This is a genomic window from Aquimarina megaterium XH134 (genome assembly GCF_000520975.1).
Taxonomy (GTDB): domain Bacteria; phylum Bacteroidota; class Bacteroidia; order Flavobacteriales; family Flavobacteriaceae; genus Aquimarina; species Aquimarina megaterium.
Genome location: NZ_JACB01000039.1, coordinates 1 through 19,317 on the forward strand (window position 1 = coordinate 1; position 19,317 = coordinate 19,317).

At 36.4% G+C, this 19,317-nt stretch carries 3 protein-coding genes; all 3 read left to right on the plus strand.

Going from position 1 to position 19,317, the window contains the following annotated elements; translation table 11 throughout:
• Window positions 1–3,831 (plus strand): type I polyketide synthase (locus Z053_RS29000; protein ID WP_035096475.1); only part of this gene is annotated, 3,831 nt, incomplete at its 5' end.
• A 33-nt stretch (window positions 3,832–3,864) separates the two neighbouring features.
• A complete protein-coding gene (locus tag Z053_RS31140) occupies window positions 3,865–18,057 on the plus strand; it encodes an SDR family NAD(P)-dependent oxidoreductase (RefSeq protein WP_025666760.1) in 14,193 nt (4,730 codons plus the stop codon).
• Between the two features lie 23 nt (window positions 18,058–18,080).
• The gene (locus Z053_RS0120070) at window positions 18,081–19,316 is read left to right on the plus strand and encodes a hypothetical protein (RefSeq protein WP_025666761.1); all 1,236 of its coding nucleotides are present in this window, start codon (window positions 18,081–18,083) and stop codon (window positions 19,314–19,316) included.
• Window position 19,317: the final 1 nt, after the last annotated feature.

Here is a 19,317-nt window from a genome sequence, read left to right on the forward strand (position 1 = left end):
GCATTTGCATTGGCCAGAGAATTAACGTGTAATACCCGTGATAATTTAATTCCCTTTAAGCATCAGATGACTCATGATGTCAAGGGGCATATAGAGGATATATGCGCACGAGAACTGACAATGCATGATGAGACTTTTGTAGGCCGTTTAGATACTCTAGCTCTAATAGAAGATAACTTTAAAACGACATCAAGTACAAAAAATCAACAATTCATTAAAGAGAAACCAGTTTTATCTTCAGCTAAAAATACACCACAAGGTAAGTTCACACTACCTATGGTTATTAATAAGCTCAAATTATTATTGGTTAGAGAGCTACACCTGGAAGAAGAAGAAATTGATGAGGATAGTCAGTTTGTAGATCTGGGGTTAGATTCTATTGTTGGGGTTACCTTTATCCGTAAGATCAATGAACTATATCATATTTCATTACAAGCTACTATCGTTTATAGTTATTCTACACTTTCAGCTTTGAGTGCTTATGTGTTGAAAGAAACTAGGGAACAAGAAAAAGAAGTTGTTGTATCAATTGAGTCATCAGTTTCTACTATTACTTCAACTAACACGGTACTTAGCAATGAAAGGCGATCAAATATACTATCAGATTTAAGACAATTATTAGCCAGGGAGTTACACCTGGAAGAAGAAGAGATTGATGAGGGCAGCCAGTTTGTAGACCTGGGACTGGACTCTATTGTAGGAGTTACTTTTATCCGTAAGATTAATGAAATGTTTGGTGTTTCATTACAGGCAACTATTGTATATAGCTATGCTACATTATCTGCATTAAGTGGGCATATACAACAAGAATTAGGAGTTCAAGTAGAGGAAGTGAGCAGTCCGACTGTTGATTTTCTACAGAAAGAAAAAAGAAGACAGTTAAAACAGATCGTAAGAAAAGAACTTAGCTCGTGGCGAAAAGATACTTCATTGCGCAATACTTCATTAAGAACAGATAAAGGTATTTCAGGAGGCATAGCTATTATTGGTATGTCTGGTCAGTTTCCCAAAGCAGAAAATGTTGATGTATTCTGGCAGAATATAGCTGGAGGTAAGGATTGCATCAGTGAGATACCTGAGGGACGTTGGGATATTGATAAATACTATGAAGATGGAGACGCTGTCCCGGGAAAGACCTATAGCAAATGGATGGGAGCACTGGAGGGGTATGACTTATTTGATCCTATGTTTTTTAATATCTCACCGGTAGAGGCCGAAAGTATGGATCCGCAACAGCGGTTGTTTTTACAATCCTGTTGGCATACTATAGAGCATTCAGGTTACAATCCACATGCATTTTCAGGTAGTAAATGCGGGGTATATGTCGGATGTGCTTATGGGGATTATCAAATGTTATCAAGAGAAGATCAATTAAGTGCTCAAGGTTTTACAGGAGGTTCTACTTCAATTCTGGCGGCTCGTATTTCTTACTTTTTAAATTTACAAGGTCCTTGTATATCAATGGATACAGCCTGTTCTTCTTCATTAGTAGCTATTGCCAATGCATGCGATGCCCTGGTATCGGGTAGTATTGATGCTGCTTTGGCTGGAGGAGTTTACGTAATGGCTGGTCCGGATATGCATATTAAAGCAGCGCAATCCGGTATGCTTTCTCCAGATGGTAAATGCCATACTTTTGATCAGCAGGCCAATGGTTTTGTACCTGGCGAAGGAGTTGGAACGGTTATGCTCAAAAGAATAGAGGATGCCGAAAAAGATGGAGATAATATCCTCGGAGTGATCAGAGGTTGGGGCGTTAACCAGGATGGAAAGACCAATGGTATTACAGCTCCTAACACAGAATCACAAACCTTGTTAGAACAACAGGTATATGATCAGTTCCAAATAGACCCAAATAATATCCAGTTGATAGAGACTCATGGTACTGGTACGAAGTTGGGAGACCCTATCGAAATAGAAGGATTACGTAAGACCTTTAAAAAATATACCCAGGAAAAAGAATATTGTGCCTTGGGTTCAATAAAGAGTAACATAGGACACTGTTTAACCGCAGCCGGAGTAGCAGGGGTTATTAAGGTACTACAATCCTTAAAACATCAGCAGTTACCACCCACTATAAATTTTGAACAGTTAAACGAACATATCAATCTGGATGATAGTCCGTTTTATGTAAACACTAAACTTAGAGACTGGAAGGTTGAAGAAGGTCAGCAACGGCAAGCGGCGATCAGTTCTTTTGGATTTAGTGGTACTAATGCACATTTGGTATTAGAAGAATATGTTCCTGAGCCTAGGATAGCAGATCAAAAACCGGTTCAGGTTGTTAGACAAGATGAAGCACTTATGATCCCGTTATCAGCCCGATCAGAAGAACAGCTATTACAAAAGGCATCTGATCTGTTAAGTTTTGTTAAAGAAAAGAAAGGCTCTCTGAGTTTGTTAGAGATGTCATATACCCTTCAGGTAGGCAGGGAAGCTATGGAAGAACGTCTTGGACTTATGATAAGTGAGGTGAATCAACTGATAGAAAAACTTCAGGATTACGTCCAGGGTAAAGAGAATATCGATGGTGTATATCGAGGGCAGGTAAAACGAAATAGAGAAGGTCTTCGTATCATCAGCAATGATGATGATATGAAAGAAACCATTGTAGATAACTACATAAATCAAAGGAAATTATCGAAATTACTGGATTTATGGGTTAAAGGTCTGGAGTTGGATTGGAACAAACTTTACGGAGACCATAAACCTAATCGTATCAACTTACCATTGTATCCATTTGCCAGAGAACGGTACTGGGTTGATAGTGTTGAAGAAAAGAATAGTTATGCAAATGGGATCACAACATCATCCATTTTACATCCATTATTACATGCAAACACTTCAGACTTTAGTAAGCAGAGTTATAGTGCAACATTTAGCGGAGAAGAATTTTTTCTAAAAGACCATCAGGTTTTTAACCAGAAAGTCCTTCCAGGAGTGGCATATCTCGAAATGGCCCGCACTGCTATCGAAAAATCTATGCCTTCACCTATAAAATCTGCCATTTTAGAGTTGAACAACATCATTTGGATTCAACCTTTTGCTATAATAGATGAGAAGAAACAAATAAATATCATCCTGTTTTTAGATGATTCGAATTCTGAACAGTACCCGCAAATAGATTACGAAATCTATAGTCATAATAAAGAAGAAGACATCATACATTTTCAAGGGAAAGCGATTTTTAGTAATCAAACGATTCTAGAAAAAATAGATATTGATCAACTTAGAGATCAAATGACAGTTGGAAAGTTAGCACAAAACAATATTTATAACGCTTTTGCCCAAATGGGACTTCAATACGGACTCGCACATCAGGGGATACAAGTAATCTACCAAGGGGAAAGACAAGTACTGGCCAACTTAACCTTGCCAGAAACAGCTAAAAATGAACAAAATAATTATCTGTTACATCCTAGTTTAATGGATAGTGCTCTGCAGGCCACTATTGGCTTATTTCAGAATCTGGATCAAATTCCAGAGCAACCATTACTCCCTTTTGCACTAGGGTCTTTACGTATAATCTCTGCTTGTGTGCCAGAAATGGTGGTCTGGGCACGGTATGCTAAGGGTAGTAAACCTGGAGATAAACTTATTAAAGTAGACCTTGATCTATGCGATCAGGAAGGAAATATATGTGTGCAAATTAAAGAAATGGCTTTTCGTGTTATGAAAAACGAGAAAGAGCCAATGAATACAACAACTGGTGATTTATTGAGCAGAACTATTAATGGGACATCAACTTTTAATGATGCCTATTATCAAAGCCTTATCCAAAGCGTATTAAATAAAGAGCTTTCTGATGAAGAAGCTGTGGAATTAGTTTAACACTGAATTTTCGAGAAAAATTTGAAAGAAAAGATGAAGGAAAACCTAAAAAAAATATTCCAAGATATTTCCAAAGGAAAACTTACGCAAACTGAAGCATTAGAAAAAATTAAAACTATAAAGTTACAAGAACAAGGTAAAGTTATAGGAACAATGCTCTCTACTTCGGTTTGGAGAAAAGATATGTCAGTATCTGAAGGCGAAATAAAATATACTGAGCATCATATCATTTTTTGCGAAATACCTCAGTTAAAGGAAAATGAAATAAAAGAGCTACTACCAGATTGTCATTTTGTACGTTTATCCTCAGGAGAAGATCAAAGTATTGCCGACCGATATGAACGTCATGCTATGTCGTGTTTTGACTACCTCCAACAGATACTTTCTAATAAACCTCAAGGCAACATATTGATTCAGATAGTCATAGGTAATGACGTAGAACAGGTTGTTTTTATGGGGCTTTCGGGCTTGTTACAAACGGCTACTCTTGAGAACCCAGTACTGAAAGGGCAAATCATACGTACTCAGCTTGATATAGAGGCAAAAGAACTTTCTTTACAGCTTCAAGAAAATGTATCGAGTTTTGAGGATCATCAGGTTAAATATGATCAGAATATCCGTTATGTTTTGAAAAGGGAAGAAATACAGGCGAGTGATGTAAGTCCTAAAATAGCATTCAAAGACCGTGGCGTATATCTTATTACCGGAGGTATGGGAGGTTTAGGTATTTTATTTATCAAAGAAATCCTAAAACAAACCACTCATTCCAGAGTTATTGTAACTGGTCGTTCTACATTGACTACAGAGAGAAAAGCAATTCTTGAAGCATTGCCGATACGTAACAATACAGTTGAATATCGACAATTGGACTTAAGTAATTTAGAACAGGTAAACCAACTTATAATTACTATCTCCAAAGAGTATAAACAATTAAATGGTATTCTTCATTGTGCTGGTATGACCTCTGATAATTTCATTGTTAAAAAGACAAGAGATGAATTTGGTAGTGTACTCATTCCAAAAGTAACAGGTACTTTCAACCTGGATCAGGCTAGTAAGGATATTGACTTAGACTTTTTGGTGTTGTTTTCTTCTGTGGCATCGCAAATAGGCAATGTAGGTCAGGCAGATTATGCAGCGGCTAATGGATTTATGGATCAATTTGCTGTGTACCGAAATCAGTTGGTTCAAAAAGACCAACGGCAGGGACACACCTTATCTATCAACTGGCCACTATGGCAAGACGGTGGTATGCAAATAGATCAGGCAAGTCAGGAGGTATTAAAACAAACTATGCAAATACAACCGATGGAAACCATTGCTGGAATGCATGCATTTTATTGTAGTCTGGAATTAAACCAAGATCAGGTCCTAGTAATAAAGGGTGATTTATCTCAATTACATAACCATAAAAAAATAGATCAAGAGATTATAAATTCTCCAATGATTACCAACAACGGTCATAGTGATCTTTTTGAAAAAACTGAAGATTACTTGTGTAAAGAATTCTCTTTATTGTTAAAGTTGACTTCTCGTAAGATTGACCCTCAGGAACCATTAGAAAAATATGGTATCGACTCCATACTAGCAATGAAATTTACAAGCCAGTTAGAGGAAACCTTTGGTGCTTTGCCAAAAACACTATTTTTTGAATACCAAACTATTAGAGAGCTTACAGAATACTTTGTGAAATCATATCAGCATCAACTAACCGCACTTTTTGATTCAACACCAGGTAATAACATTAGTATTGAAAAATTGGCCAATATTAAATCTGAAACCGATGAACGAATAGCGCATAAACTGATTTCTGGTAAACGCTTTAGTCGTTCTCGTTTAACCAATTCTATACACTCAGTTCCTGCAGATTCTATTGCTATAGTAGGTTTAAGTGGTCGTTACCCGAACTCGGTTGATATAGCTGCATATTGGGATAATCTTAAAGAGGGCAGGGATTGTATTACAGAGATTCCTAAAGACCGCTGGGACTGGCGAGCGTATTACAGCGAAGACCGTAGTAAAAGTGGTTATCATTATAGTAAATGGGGTGGTTTTATAGAAGGAGTAGATGAATTCGATCCAAGATTTTTTAATATTTCTCCCAGAGAAGCTGCATCAATCGATCCCCAGGAGCGTTTATTTTTACAACATAGTTGGATGGCGATTGAGGATGCAGGATATACTCGCTCTAGCCTACAGATACCTCGTAAAGAAGGACTGGCAGGTCAGGTAGGAGTTTATGCAGGTGTGATGTACGGAGAATATAATCTATCCGGAAGCTTGGCTAGTATTGCAAATCGTGTTTCTTATTTTTTAAACCTTCATGGTCCTAGTATGACGTTGGATACGATGTGTTCTTCTTCACTAACTTCAATTCATTTAGCGTGTCAGGATTTAAAGGAAGGCCGTACAGATTTAGGGATTGCAGGTGGAGTTAATGTAAGCATTCACCCAAATAAATACCAGATGCTTAGTTCTGGTCAGTTTATCTCGAGTGCAGGTCATTGCCAGAGTTTTGGAGAAGGAGGGGATGGTTATATTCCTGGCGAAGGAGTCGGAGTTGTGGTTTTAAAAAGATTATCAGAGGCTAAGCGGGATGGGAATCATATCTATGGAGTGATCAAAGGAAGTTCACTTAACCATGGGGGTAAGACCAATGGATATAGTGTTCCTAACCCTAAGGCTCAGGCGAGTGCTATTACAGAGGCACTTAAAATATCAGATACTGATCCTCGTCATATTAGTTATATAGAAGCTCATGGTACAGGTACAAAGCTTGGGGACCCTATTGAGATAGCCGCATTATCTAAGGCGTTTGAAGGAGATCAAACTGAAAAAGATAAGGGTTATTGTTTACTAGGATCAGCCAAGTCCAATATTGGGCATTGCGAATCAGCAGCAGGTATTGCAGGTTTGACTAAAATAGTATTACAGATGGCACATGGTCAAATAGTTCCATCGTTACATTCTAAGCGTTTAAATCCTCATATTGATTTTGATAATACTCCCTTTATTGTAAATCAGGAGTTAAGGGATTGGGATCCTCCATTGATTTCGGGTAAGGTTTATCCTCGTATCGCAGGTATTTCCTCATTTGGAGCAGGAGGTTCTAATGCTCATATTATTCTAGAGGAATACATTAATGTAGATCGTCCTGTTCTAAATACTGATCAAGTTATTGATGTAGGAATTGTTTTATCGGCACGTACCTCTGATCAATTGAAACAAAAGGCAATTGACCTGTTGAGTTACCTTGAGGTGTCTGATCAGGAGCGTACTGATATTGACTTGACTTCGATGTCTTATACCTTACAAGTAGGTCGGGAGGCAATGGATAAGCGTTTTGGCCTTGTGGTGAGTTCGATAGTTGAGTTGAAAGAAAAACTAGAATCTTATCTTGATGATACGAAAGAAGTAGAAGGAATATATCAGGGTGAGGTCAAACGAGATGAAGATTTTTCTGAGTTAGCTGCTGATACAGTGATTCAAGAATGGATATCAGATAAAAAGATAGCTAAGCTATTAGACGTTTGGGTAAAAGGTTATGTTATGGATTGGCGCCAATTGTATGGTGATGTACTTCCTGAACTGATGAGTCTTCCGACATATCCTTTTGCCAGAGAACGTTATTGGACAGCTGTTAGTGATACCGCATCACAGGTAGAAAATAATACAGCAATCTCAGTATTGCATCCTTTAGTGCATAGCAATACTTCAGATCTTAAGAATCATAAATATAGTTCGACTTTTAGAGGTGATGCATTTTTTATCTCGAGTTTATCTACTGGTCATAAGGAAATTTCGGTAGCTGTTTATTTAGAAATGGCTCGTGCAGCAATTGCAGAAGCATTACCCAAAGAAAAGACTCCACATTTTTTGGAGTTTAGTAATACAGTTTGGTCAGGTCCTTTAATTTTTAGAGATGATATAGAAGTGCATATCGCTTTATTTGATCAAACAGAAGAAGGCGTTTGTTTTGAGGTGTATAGTGATATTGAAGGGAAAGAAGTAATTTATTGTCAGGGAGAGGTTATATTACATAATGAGCTTCCTTTAAAAACATTAGACAACAAGGCTCTTAGAGCTAAAATGCAAAGAAGTGTATTGTCTTCTTCCCGCAAGAACATAGCTTCCATTCTTCAGGGAGATAAGCAATTATTGGCAGAGTTAAGTTTACCAGAAGATTTGCTTTCAGAAGAAGAAGTTTATGTTTTACACCCAGGTATCCTTAAGGAAGTATTACAATCTGGCTTATTGTTATTTTCTCGTACAGCTTTAGAACCTACTGGTATAGATTCTTTACAAATCAAGAGTAGTTGTGTCGCTAATATGTGGGTATGGGCTCGTTATAGTTCTGGTAGAGCAGATGCTTTAGATATCGATTTATGTGATCAAGAAGGTAATGTATGTGTACAGATGTACGGGGTTAGTTACCAGGAAGTGATTCACGACTTCATAGAGAATACTTTTAGTCAAGAAGAAGTAATAAAACCATCGTTAGATTTAGAAGAAATTCAGCGATCGCCACGAGAACTATCTATACCGATTCCTTCAAAGATAGTATTAGAAAATTCAGAAGTAGAAAAGTTCACAGATAGTATATTAGAAAAACCAACTCAAATTTTATTAGTTACTCCAGATACTTTTGGTATAGAAGAAATGAAAGATTCTGTGTTGGATAAAACAACTACTACTCTTTCTGATATAATACCTTATAATAATCAGAGAAGAGAACTTTCCAACGCTTCATTAATTAAGTTATTTGATCACGATAAAGGGTTGTATTCACTAGCTATATCTGCACCTGATAAAAATACGCTTTCTTCAGATTTGATTTCAGCATTGGTAGAAGCATTAGCATATGTAAAGGAGATTTCATCATTAAAAGTATTGTTATTGCGTGGTGGTAATGTGTTCTTACAAGGAGACAGAACATCTTATAATGAATCAGTAAGATCAGGATTATATCAAGCTATAGCATCTTTTCCTTTTCCGATAATTGCCGAGATGAAAGGATCTGCTATTGGAACTGGATTTCTGATAGGAGGGTTGTGTGATTTTATGATGTGTAGTGAAGAGAGTAAATATTCTTATACAAATTATAAGGAAGGATTTTTTCCTCGCTTAGAAGAAGAGTTATGGTTTAAAGAACGGTTTGGAAATGTTCTTGCTCATAGCTTTCTATATCAATCTGAAGGATTAACAGGCAAGGCTTTACAAGAACAAGGATGTAGTTGTCCCATTCTTGTATCGGATCAGGTAAGTTCTTTTACAGAGAGTTTTGCATTAGATCTTTGTGAGAAATCAAAGGACGCTCTGCAGCTATTAAAGCAACATTTGGGGCGTAAGCTATTTACATTGACAGAACAACTGGTTGTAGTACCTACAATACAGGTAGAAAGTACAGTAACTACAAAACCACAACTTACTTTTGATTCAAAGTATTTGAAGTTAGAAACAGATACAGATCATGTATTAACAATTACATTACATACTGGAGGGAAGAACTACTCGCTAGAAAATATTATTTCAGGGTTAAAAACTATTTTTACTCAACTAGATAAAGACAATTATTATAAAGTGATTGTTCTAAGTAGTGATATTGCTGATTTTGTTTCAGTATCTGATTTGGAGGGTTCGAAGGAAGTCGTTTTAGAATTTCAGGACTTGATTCTAGAATCTCCGATTCCCATAGTTGCTGTAATAAATTCTAATGCTAAAGATATCGGCTGGTTGATCAGTTTATCTTGTGATGTTTGTATTTACCATGCACAAGGCGAGTATTCTGTATCAGGTCTTATAGAAGTTCCTGAGCTGGCAATACGATCAGCTATGTTATTTAGTCATCGATTAGGATGTACTACGAGTAAAGAATTACTGCTGGCAGGTAAAACCTATACTGGTACAGAGTTACAAGATCAGGTAGGTTCATTGATTGTAACAGATGATGTTTTTTCAGAAGCATTAAATCAGGTATCAAGGTGGGTGAAGTTACCTTTAGAAGCTATACGGAATTGGAAAAATGCACAAATTTCAATACAGAAGAAAACGATAGAAGAGTTACCGGTTTGGTTTGAGGAGCAAACAAAAACTTCAGAGTTATTACCGAAAACTATAACAGACATTACTCTTAGCACAAAAGTTATAAAAGCAAAGAGTTATCCAGAAGGTATTGTTGAGGTTACGATGGAAGATCGGGAGGCAAAGAATATGTTTTCAGATGCTTTTATAGCAGGAATGATAGAGGTGTTTATGCATATTGCAGAACACCCTTCTTATAAGGTGGTGGTATTAACAGGTTATGACAATTATTTTGCATCCGGAGGTACCAAGGATAGTTTATTGGCAATCCAGGAAGGGAAAGCTAAATTTACAGATACTAAGATTTTTGAATTAGCTCTAGACTGTAAGATTCCTGTGATCTCGGCGATGCAGGGTCATGGCATTGGAGCAGGTTGGTCTATGGGTATGTTTTCAGATTTTGTTTTGTTTAGTGAAGAGAGTCGTTATGTAAGCCCATATATGAGATATGGATTTACTCCTGGAGCAGGAGCTACTTTGATCTTTCCAGATAAAATAGGATATGATCTTTCTCGGGAGACCTTATTGAGAGGAGTTGAATATTCCGGAAAAGCATTACAAAATAAAGGAATGTTTTTCCCCGTTTTTCCTAGAAAAGAGACCCATTCAGCAGCACTTGTACTAGCTCGACAAATAGTAAGATATTCTCGCAAAAATTTAGTTGCGATCAAAGATCAATTGACAGCGCATCTTAAAAAACGATTGGAAACAACGTATAGTCATGAACTGGCAATGCATGAAAAAACATTTGTAGGAAGACAGGATACTTTACAACAGATTGAGAGTCATTTCTATCAAGATCGTACAATTTCGAAAGAAGCTATTAATGCTACAGAAAAATTACCTGCTGTAAATATTGAAGATACCGTTTCACGTACAGATGTATTACCAGATATTATCTCAGATCTTAAAAAACTACTGGCCAAGGAGTTACATTTATCAGAGGATGAGATTGATGAGAATAGCCAGTTTGTAGATTTGGGGCTGGATTCTATTGTAGGGGTAACCTTTATACGTACCATTAACGAAAAATATGCCCTTTCTTTACAGGCTACTATTGTGTATAGTTATGCTACACTGGCAGCATTAGGGAGGCATATTAAGGAAGTATCAGAAAAACAGGGAATATCTGTAAGTAGATCAGTGACATCAAAAATCACAGATATACCCAAAAAAGAACCAGAGGCAAATACTCAAAGTATATTTCCTAATATTCTTTTAGATTTAAAGAAACTACTGGCCAAAGAGCTACATTTATCAGAAGATGAGATTGATGATAACAGTCAGTTTGTAGACTTAGGATTAGATTCGATTGTAGGAGTAACTTTTATACGTACCATTAACGAAAAATATGGGCTTTCACTACAAGCTACCATTGTCTATAGTTATTCAACTCTGAGTGCTCTTAGTGCTCATATTCAGGATGAAATAAAACAACAGGGAGTACTTATAACAAACTCTACTGTTTCTACTGATATCCCAGAAAAGGTTTTTCAAAGTGATATTCCAAAAGCAGTTAAAGGTAGACGTCTTACATCTTTACGTAAAAGTTTACAAGGAAATGCTAATCAATTCGCAAAATCATCCTCTCGATCACAATCTATTGCAGTTATAGGCATGTCGGGTCAGTTTCCAAACGCAGGTGATGTAGAATCATTTTGGCAGAATATTGCTCAGGGAAAAAATTGTATTCGTGAGATTCCTAAGAAGCGTTGGGATATTGAAAAGTATTATCAGGCAGGAGAGGCTGTTGCAGGCAAGACGTATAGCAAGTGGATGGGAGCTTTAGAAGGCTATGACCTTTTTGATCCAATGTTTTTTAATATATCTCCTATTGAGGCAGAAAGTATGGATCCACAACAGCGATTATTTTTAGAGGCCTGTTGGCATACGATAGAACATGCAGGATATAATCCGCATGTATTTTCGGGTAGTAAATGTGGGGTATATGTAGGATGTGCAGCCGGAGATTATCTTCAGCAATCAAAAAAACATCAATTGAGTGCTCAGGGATTTACTGGTGCTGCCGGTTCTATTTTGGCATCACGAATTTCCTACTTTTTAAATTTACAAGGGCCTTGTGTCTCTATAGATACTGCCTGTTCCTCTTCATTAGTAGCTATTGCTAATGCATGTGATGCTTTGGTATCGGGTAGTATTGATTCCGCTATTGCAGGAGGCGTCTATATAATGGCGACACCTTCTATGCATATTATGAGTTCACAATCTGGTATGCTTTCTCCAGATGGTAGATGCCATACTTTTGATCAGCGAGCCAATGGTTTTGTACCAGGCGAAGGAGTTGGAGTGGTGATGCTAAAAAGGTTAGAAGATGCAGAAAAAGACAACGACACTATTTTGGGAGTGGTACAAGGATGGGGTATTAACCAGGATGGAAAGACTAATGGGATTACGGCTCCTAATACAGAATCCCAAATACAATTAGAACAACAAGTGTATGATCAATTTGATGTAGATCCGAATAATATTCAGTTGATCGAGACGCATGGTACAGCTACCAAACTGGGAGACCCTATTGAGGTAGAAGGGTTACGTAGGTCTTTTCAAAAATATACCGAAGAAACAGCATATTGTGCCTTGGGATCAGTAAAAAGCAATATTGGTCACTGTTTAACAGCAGCCGGAGTGGCTGGTTTTATTAAAGTGCTACAGGCTATGAAGTACAAACAGTTGCCACCTACTATAAATTTTGAACAACTAAACGAACATATTAATCTGGATGATAGTCCTTTTTATGTAAATACAGAATTAAGAGATTGGGAGGTTAGGGAATCACAACAACGTCAGGCCGCGATCAGTTCTTTTGGATTTAGCGGTACCAATGCACATTTGGTAATGGGAGAGTACGTTTCTCAGAACCAGGAAGCGGTTAAACGACCTGTTCAGGTCATTACACAAAACTCGGATTTTATAGTTCCTTTATCAGCCAAATCTGAAGAACAGTTAAAACAAAAGGTTTCAGATTTATTGGAGTTTATTAAAAAGGAGAAGGGTGAGTTAGATTTGGTTAATATCGCATATACTTTACAGGTAGGTAGAGAAGCGATGGAAGAACGCCTTGGTTTTATGGTGAAGGATATCGATCAACTTGCAGAAAAACTTCGAGCTTATAGTGAAGGAGAGGATTCTATTCGTGGTGTCTATTTGGGGCAGGTGAAGCGCAATAAAGAAGGTTTGCAAATCATTAGTAATGATGATGAGATGAAAGAAACCATTGTAGATAACTATTTAAGTCAAAAGAAACTATCGAAATTACTGGATTTATGGGTTAAAGGTCTGGAGTTAGATTGGAACAAACTCTACGGAGACCATAAACCTAAGCGTATCAACTTGCCATTGTATCCATTTGCAAGAGAGCGCTATTGGATTGAAAAAACGGTTGATAATTATAAAAAAGCTCTAGAAGTACTTCATCCATTAGTACATAAAAATACTTCAGACCTTCGTCAGCAAAGCTATAACACCATATTTGATGGTGAAGAATTTTTTATCAGAGAAAATAAGATTCAGGGCGATAACGTCTTACCAGGATTAGCTTGTTTAGAAATGGCTCAAGCAGCTATGATATTGGCAAATGCTCCCCAGGATGAATCTGCAGTAATTGAATTACATCATGTTTTGTTTACAAAACCAATTGTGGTTGAAGAAACAAAGGAAGTTAGAATAGCATTGTTTGCAGGTGAGCAAATAGGTGTTGAAATTTATAGTACTGAAGAAGAACAAGAAATATATTTTCAGGGACAAGTTACGTATAGTCATCTAAATGAACCTGCTACACTTGATATTTTGCAACTCAAAGATGAAATGAAACAGATTGCTCTGAAACCTAATGACATATACACGGATCTATCAAAAAAAGGATATGTATATGGTTCTACTCTTCAGGGAATCTCAAGTATTTATCGAGGGGATAATCAATTATTAGCAGAAGTAAGCATACCACTTCTAGAAGAAAATGATCAAAAAGGATTTGTACTCCATCCTTCGATCATAGAAGGAGTGATGCAGGCATGTATCGGTTTAGTTACTGATATCGAATCTCTAAGTCAACCATTATTCCCGACCTCGTTAGACGCTGTACGTATAATATCTTCCTGTACGAAGGAAATGAATATCTGGGTACGCATTAAAGATATAAAGACGACTAATCACGTACTAGATATTGACCTTATCGACCAGCAAGGGAATATTTGTATAGAAATGAGAGGGCTATCCTTACAGAGTCTTGGCGAAAAAAACAATACTTCCGAAAATGTAGAAAAAGCGATTGAAGTATACCAAGACAAGTATGATACTGCTGTTCTACAACCAGAAGAAGTATCTCAAAGTTTATTTTTTAAGGAATATTGGAAAGAGCAACCTCTTACTTTAGGTAATTCATTAACTAATAACAAGCAGATTATTATTTTTGCAGATAAAGAGTTTAAAGAGAGTATTGTAAATACCGATAATACTAGTCAGTTTGCAAAAGCAATTTTTGTATTTCAAGAACAGAAATACGAAAAAATTTCTGAAAACTTTTATCACTGCCGCCTCAATAATGTATCAGATATTCAAAAAGTGCTTAAAGATGTAAACGATAAAAGTAATAAGTCTATTGGACTAATATATACTTGGGCAAAAAATAATAAAGAAAAAGGGATTCATGCATTGTTTAATGTATTTAAAGCCATTAAAAGATTTGATAATCCCGTTGATATTACATTAGTAGGTAACTATGACCCTTTATCTGTAGAAACATGCTGGGATTATTCCTGGATAGGCTTTGAGCGTTCCCTAAAATTGGTATTGCCTAATTCAAAGATATCATTACTTTATACAGATTCATCCGGATGTACGCCTCTGCAATTATTAGATGCCATACAACATCCTGGAGTAATTTGGTATAAAGATCAGCAAAGGTTTGAATTATCGTATAGGCCATTTAATCTTAGTAATACTACAAAAACACCAGTACTCCATAAAAATGGCAGTTATTTAATTACCGGAGGTGTTGGAAAACTAGGGTTTGAGTTGGCGCGTTATTTGGCTAAAGAGTATCAGGCAAAACTGTTACTACTTGGTAGAAGGCCATTAGTCTCTGAAATTCAGGAAAAGATTGATCAATTAAAACAAGAAGGAGCCAAAGAAGTTTACTATTATTCTGTTGATATTAGTAATAGAAAAGCAATAACGTCCTGGGCAAAAAATCTTCCTTTTAATTTATCAGGTATTATTCATGCAGCGGGAGTTGAAGGTTCTGAAGTTTTTTATGAAAAAACAACAAAAAGCATCAATGAGGTACTTCAACCTAAATCTAAGGGAATAATCGTATTAGATGAAATACTAAATGAACAACCTCTGGATTTTGTGTGTTATTTTTCATCGTCAGCTGCTATGTTAGGCGATTTTGGATCTTGTGATTATGCAATAGCAAATCGTTTTCTAATGGCTTATGCTTATTATCGTGAGCAGAAAAACCAAAATAATGGAAAATCTGTCGTTATAAACTGGCCTTTTTGGAAAGATGGTGGCATGGGTAAAGGCGATTTTGAGCAAGCTGCATTTTATCTTAAAAGCAGTGGCCAGGAGGTACTCGAAACATCAGAAGGAATAACAATATGGAATGACATTATCCAATCTAATCAAACGCAAACACTAGTACTTAAAGGTAAACCTAAACGTGTTGAACAATTCTTAGATCGTACCTACGCAGCAGAACCACTTGATCAATTACCATCGAATATTCAAAACCAACATGCTCACATGGGTAAAGGGTGGAAGGCGCAATATCAGGACCTTTCACTACAAGAATGTATTTATGCTGATCTTATCAAGCTTGTATCTACAAGCCTGAAAATACCTTCAGAAAAACTGGACGGGGTAACTAATCTGGCAGATTATGGCTTTGATTCTATTAGTTTAACAACATTTGCCAAAGAACTAAGAACACATTTTTTTATTACAATAACTCCTGCTGTATTCTATAATTATTCGACTATTAAGAAATTAAGCGATTACTTCGTTCAGGATTATCATAGTCACTTAGAAGAATTTTATAACAAACCACAGAATAAAGTAATTGAGAGACAACAGGTAGATACGAAAAAACCAGTATTAAAGAAAACCGCAATCCCAAAACGCTTCTTACAAACTAAGTCCAAAGATACGTCATACTTTTCGAGCTCAACTCAGGAACCTATTGCTATTATAGGGATGTCGGGACGTTTTCCAGGAGCCGATACACCAGATCAATTATGGAAAATGCTAGAAAAAGGAGAGAGTGGTATTAGCGAGATTCCTTTATCCCGTTGGGACTGGCGTGATTATTTCTCAAAATCCGGAGATTCAGATAATAAAATCAGTACTAATAAAGGAGGTTTTATTAACAATGTGGATGAATTTGATCCTTTGTTTTTTGAAATTACACCTAGAGAAGCAGAAGCTATGGATCCCGGTCAAAGGATGCTTTTAATTGAAGCGTATAAAGCAATTGAAGATGCTCAAATTGATCCTTCATCACTACGAGGAACCCCGATTGGTGTTTTTGCAGGAATGGAAGAAAGTCAATATAGTTCACTTATTTCTGATGAACAAGGAGTTGGTAATAGTGGCAATGCCATGATATCTTCCAGGTTGTCATACTACCTCGATTTACAAGGGCCTACAATTGCGACCAATACAGCCTGTTCTTCAGGATTAGTAGCCATGCATCAGGCAATCATGAGTTTACGAAACAGAGAATGTGAATCAGCATTAGTTGCTGGTATCTCTTCTTTGATTTTATCGCCAGAATTCTATGTTAAGATGAGTCAGGCAGGAATGCTCTCACAAGATGGTCAATGCTATAGCTTTGCTAAAAAAGCTAACGGTATTGGTGCTAGTGAAGCAGTTGTAGTGCTTATGCTAAAACCCTTATCAGCAGCCATTGAAGCAGGTAACCCTATTTACGGAACCATTAAAGCCAGTGGTATCAACTTTGACGGGAAAACTAATGGAGTTACTGCACCTAGCGGTAAAAGCCAAGAAGCACTAATCAAAAATGTTTATACCAATTATGATATCAACCCTCGGGACATTTCACATATTATTGCGCATGGTACCGGAACAAAATTGGGTGACCCTATTGAACTAAATGCCTTAAATGATGCCTTTAAAAAACTCATTGAGGAGCGACCAGATTCAAAACAAACGACTAATTGTGCCATAACAAGTTGTAAAAGTAACCTGGGGCATACAATGGCGGCCTCAGGATTGGTAAGTGTGGTTAGTTTGTTAAAAGGGCTACAGCATAATAAAATACCCGCTACTATTAACTGTGAGGATGAAAATGACTATATAAGCTGGGAGAACAGCCCGTTTTATATTAATAAGATCACCAGAGAATGGAAAAAAGAAGAAGATAAACCTCGTATGGGAGGTATAAGTTCCTTTGGACGTAGTGGTACTAATGCTCATGTAGTCATTGAAGAATATACAACACCAATAACTCTTCAATTTTCTTCTGCTGTACACCCCAGAGAAGATGCACAAGTTATGATTGTTCTATCAGCTAAAACAGAGGAACAACTACTACAAAAAGTTAGTGATCTGTTAACTTTAATAAAAAATCCGGATCAAACTATTGATCTGCTTTCCATAGCTTATTCCTTACAGGTAACCCGGGAAGTTATGGAGATACGTTTAGGGTGTATTGTAAACTCTGTTGAGGAGTTAGTAGATAAACTACAGGCATATCTTAATTCAGAAAAAAATATTGAAAGCTTTTACAGAGGAGAAGCAAAACACTATGATACCTCGATATCCATATTTAATTCAGATACCGATTTACAGGAAACTATTAACAAATGGATAGAGAATAAAAAACTTTCGAAAGTACTCGAATTATGGGTTAAAGGTCTGGAGTTGGATTGGAACAAACTCTATGGAGAAGTTAAACCTAAATGCATTAACCTACCCAAATACCCATTTGCCAAAGAGCGATATTGGATCAAAGAAACGACATCAAAGCATATTATAGAAAATACACCTATAGCGATTAATAAGAATTATGAAATCATTGAAAATCTTGTCGATCAGATTGAAAGTGAATCCATTGCAACAGATCAAGCTATTGGCTTACTAAAGAAATATAGCACATATTAATAAATACTTAAGATAAATTGATTATGCAAAGTATAAATGAAACCATCATACCCTTGTTAAAAGAAGAATCATCTACGATAATAAAAGGTGAAAATGGAATAACCACAATAACTTTTTATAAAGGTGACCAAACGCACGCATCTATTGCTCTACGCGCCCGATTAAAAGAAATTATCAATGGTAATCCTTGGTTGGCAGGACGATTGGTAAAAAATAAGAAACATAAAAATTTACAACTTGCATATCCTTCAGGGCCTATACCAGATGATATAATAGAACGAACTTTCTTTGATAATCCTTCTGATATTAAAATCGGATCTGAAATAAAATATGAAGAATTATTTAACATATCTAAACCGGCCATAGTAAACAAAGGAGTAAAATTGATTAACAAATCTGACCCTGTAACCAAATTAACTATTGTTCCTGATCAGCATTCTCAGGGAAAAGGATTTGCCCTTATTTTTTCAATTTCTCATGTGGTAGCAGATGGATATACGTATTACAAAATCTTTAACCAACTGTTTACCGATAAACCCGTAGAACAATTGGAAGCAAAACGAAATCAAGAAGCTGCTGATAGGGTAACCGAAGTTGTCGGTAAGAAATCATTTAAATTTTTTCATTCTGCACCGTTTATTTTAAATTTAGTAAAAGGAGCCATATTTGGTAAAAAAACAAAATGTTATGGGTTTTATGTAGAGCCCGAAAAAATCAATATAGCCAAAAATCAAGCTAAGGAAAATTCATCATCAGTAGATTATGTTTCAACCAATGATATTCTTACTTCAAGCTTTGCAAAAGTGATTAATTCACGAATTTGTATTATGGCAGTTAATTTGAGAAGCTGGATTAAAGATATTGGTAGTGATGATATCGGAAACTATGCAGGAGGACTTCTGTTCGATGATGATACAAGTTACCATCCAGCTAATATTCGTAAGGCTTTTCAAGCAGGGTTACCTGTTACCGCTAATGTAAAACCCCTTCCCAAATTTTGGGAAGCGTTACGATGTAAACTTGGTTTGATCAGTAGTTGGGCCGATTTTCAAGAAAGCCATGATTTAGAAAAATGTGAACAATTATTTCATATTCCTTTATATGAAGCTAAGAAAGCTTTTCCATTAGACTCTGCAGTAGTGTTCAAAGCCAAACCAGAACAATTAGCAGTTATATACTTTTCGAAAACAGTAGAACGAAATAAATTTTTGTCGAATTGTGAAATCGATGATACCATCTCATCAAAAATTTTCGATTAAA

Coding starts and splice junctions, on each gene's coding strand:
- Z053_RS31140 (WP_025666760.1), top strand. CDS start 3,865: ATGAAGGAAAACCTAAAAAAAATATTCCAAGATATTTCCAAAGGAAAA.
- Z053_RS0120070 (WP_025666761.1), top strand. CDS start 18,081: ATGCAAAGTATAAATGAAACCATCATACCCTTGTTAAAAGAAGAATCA.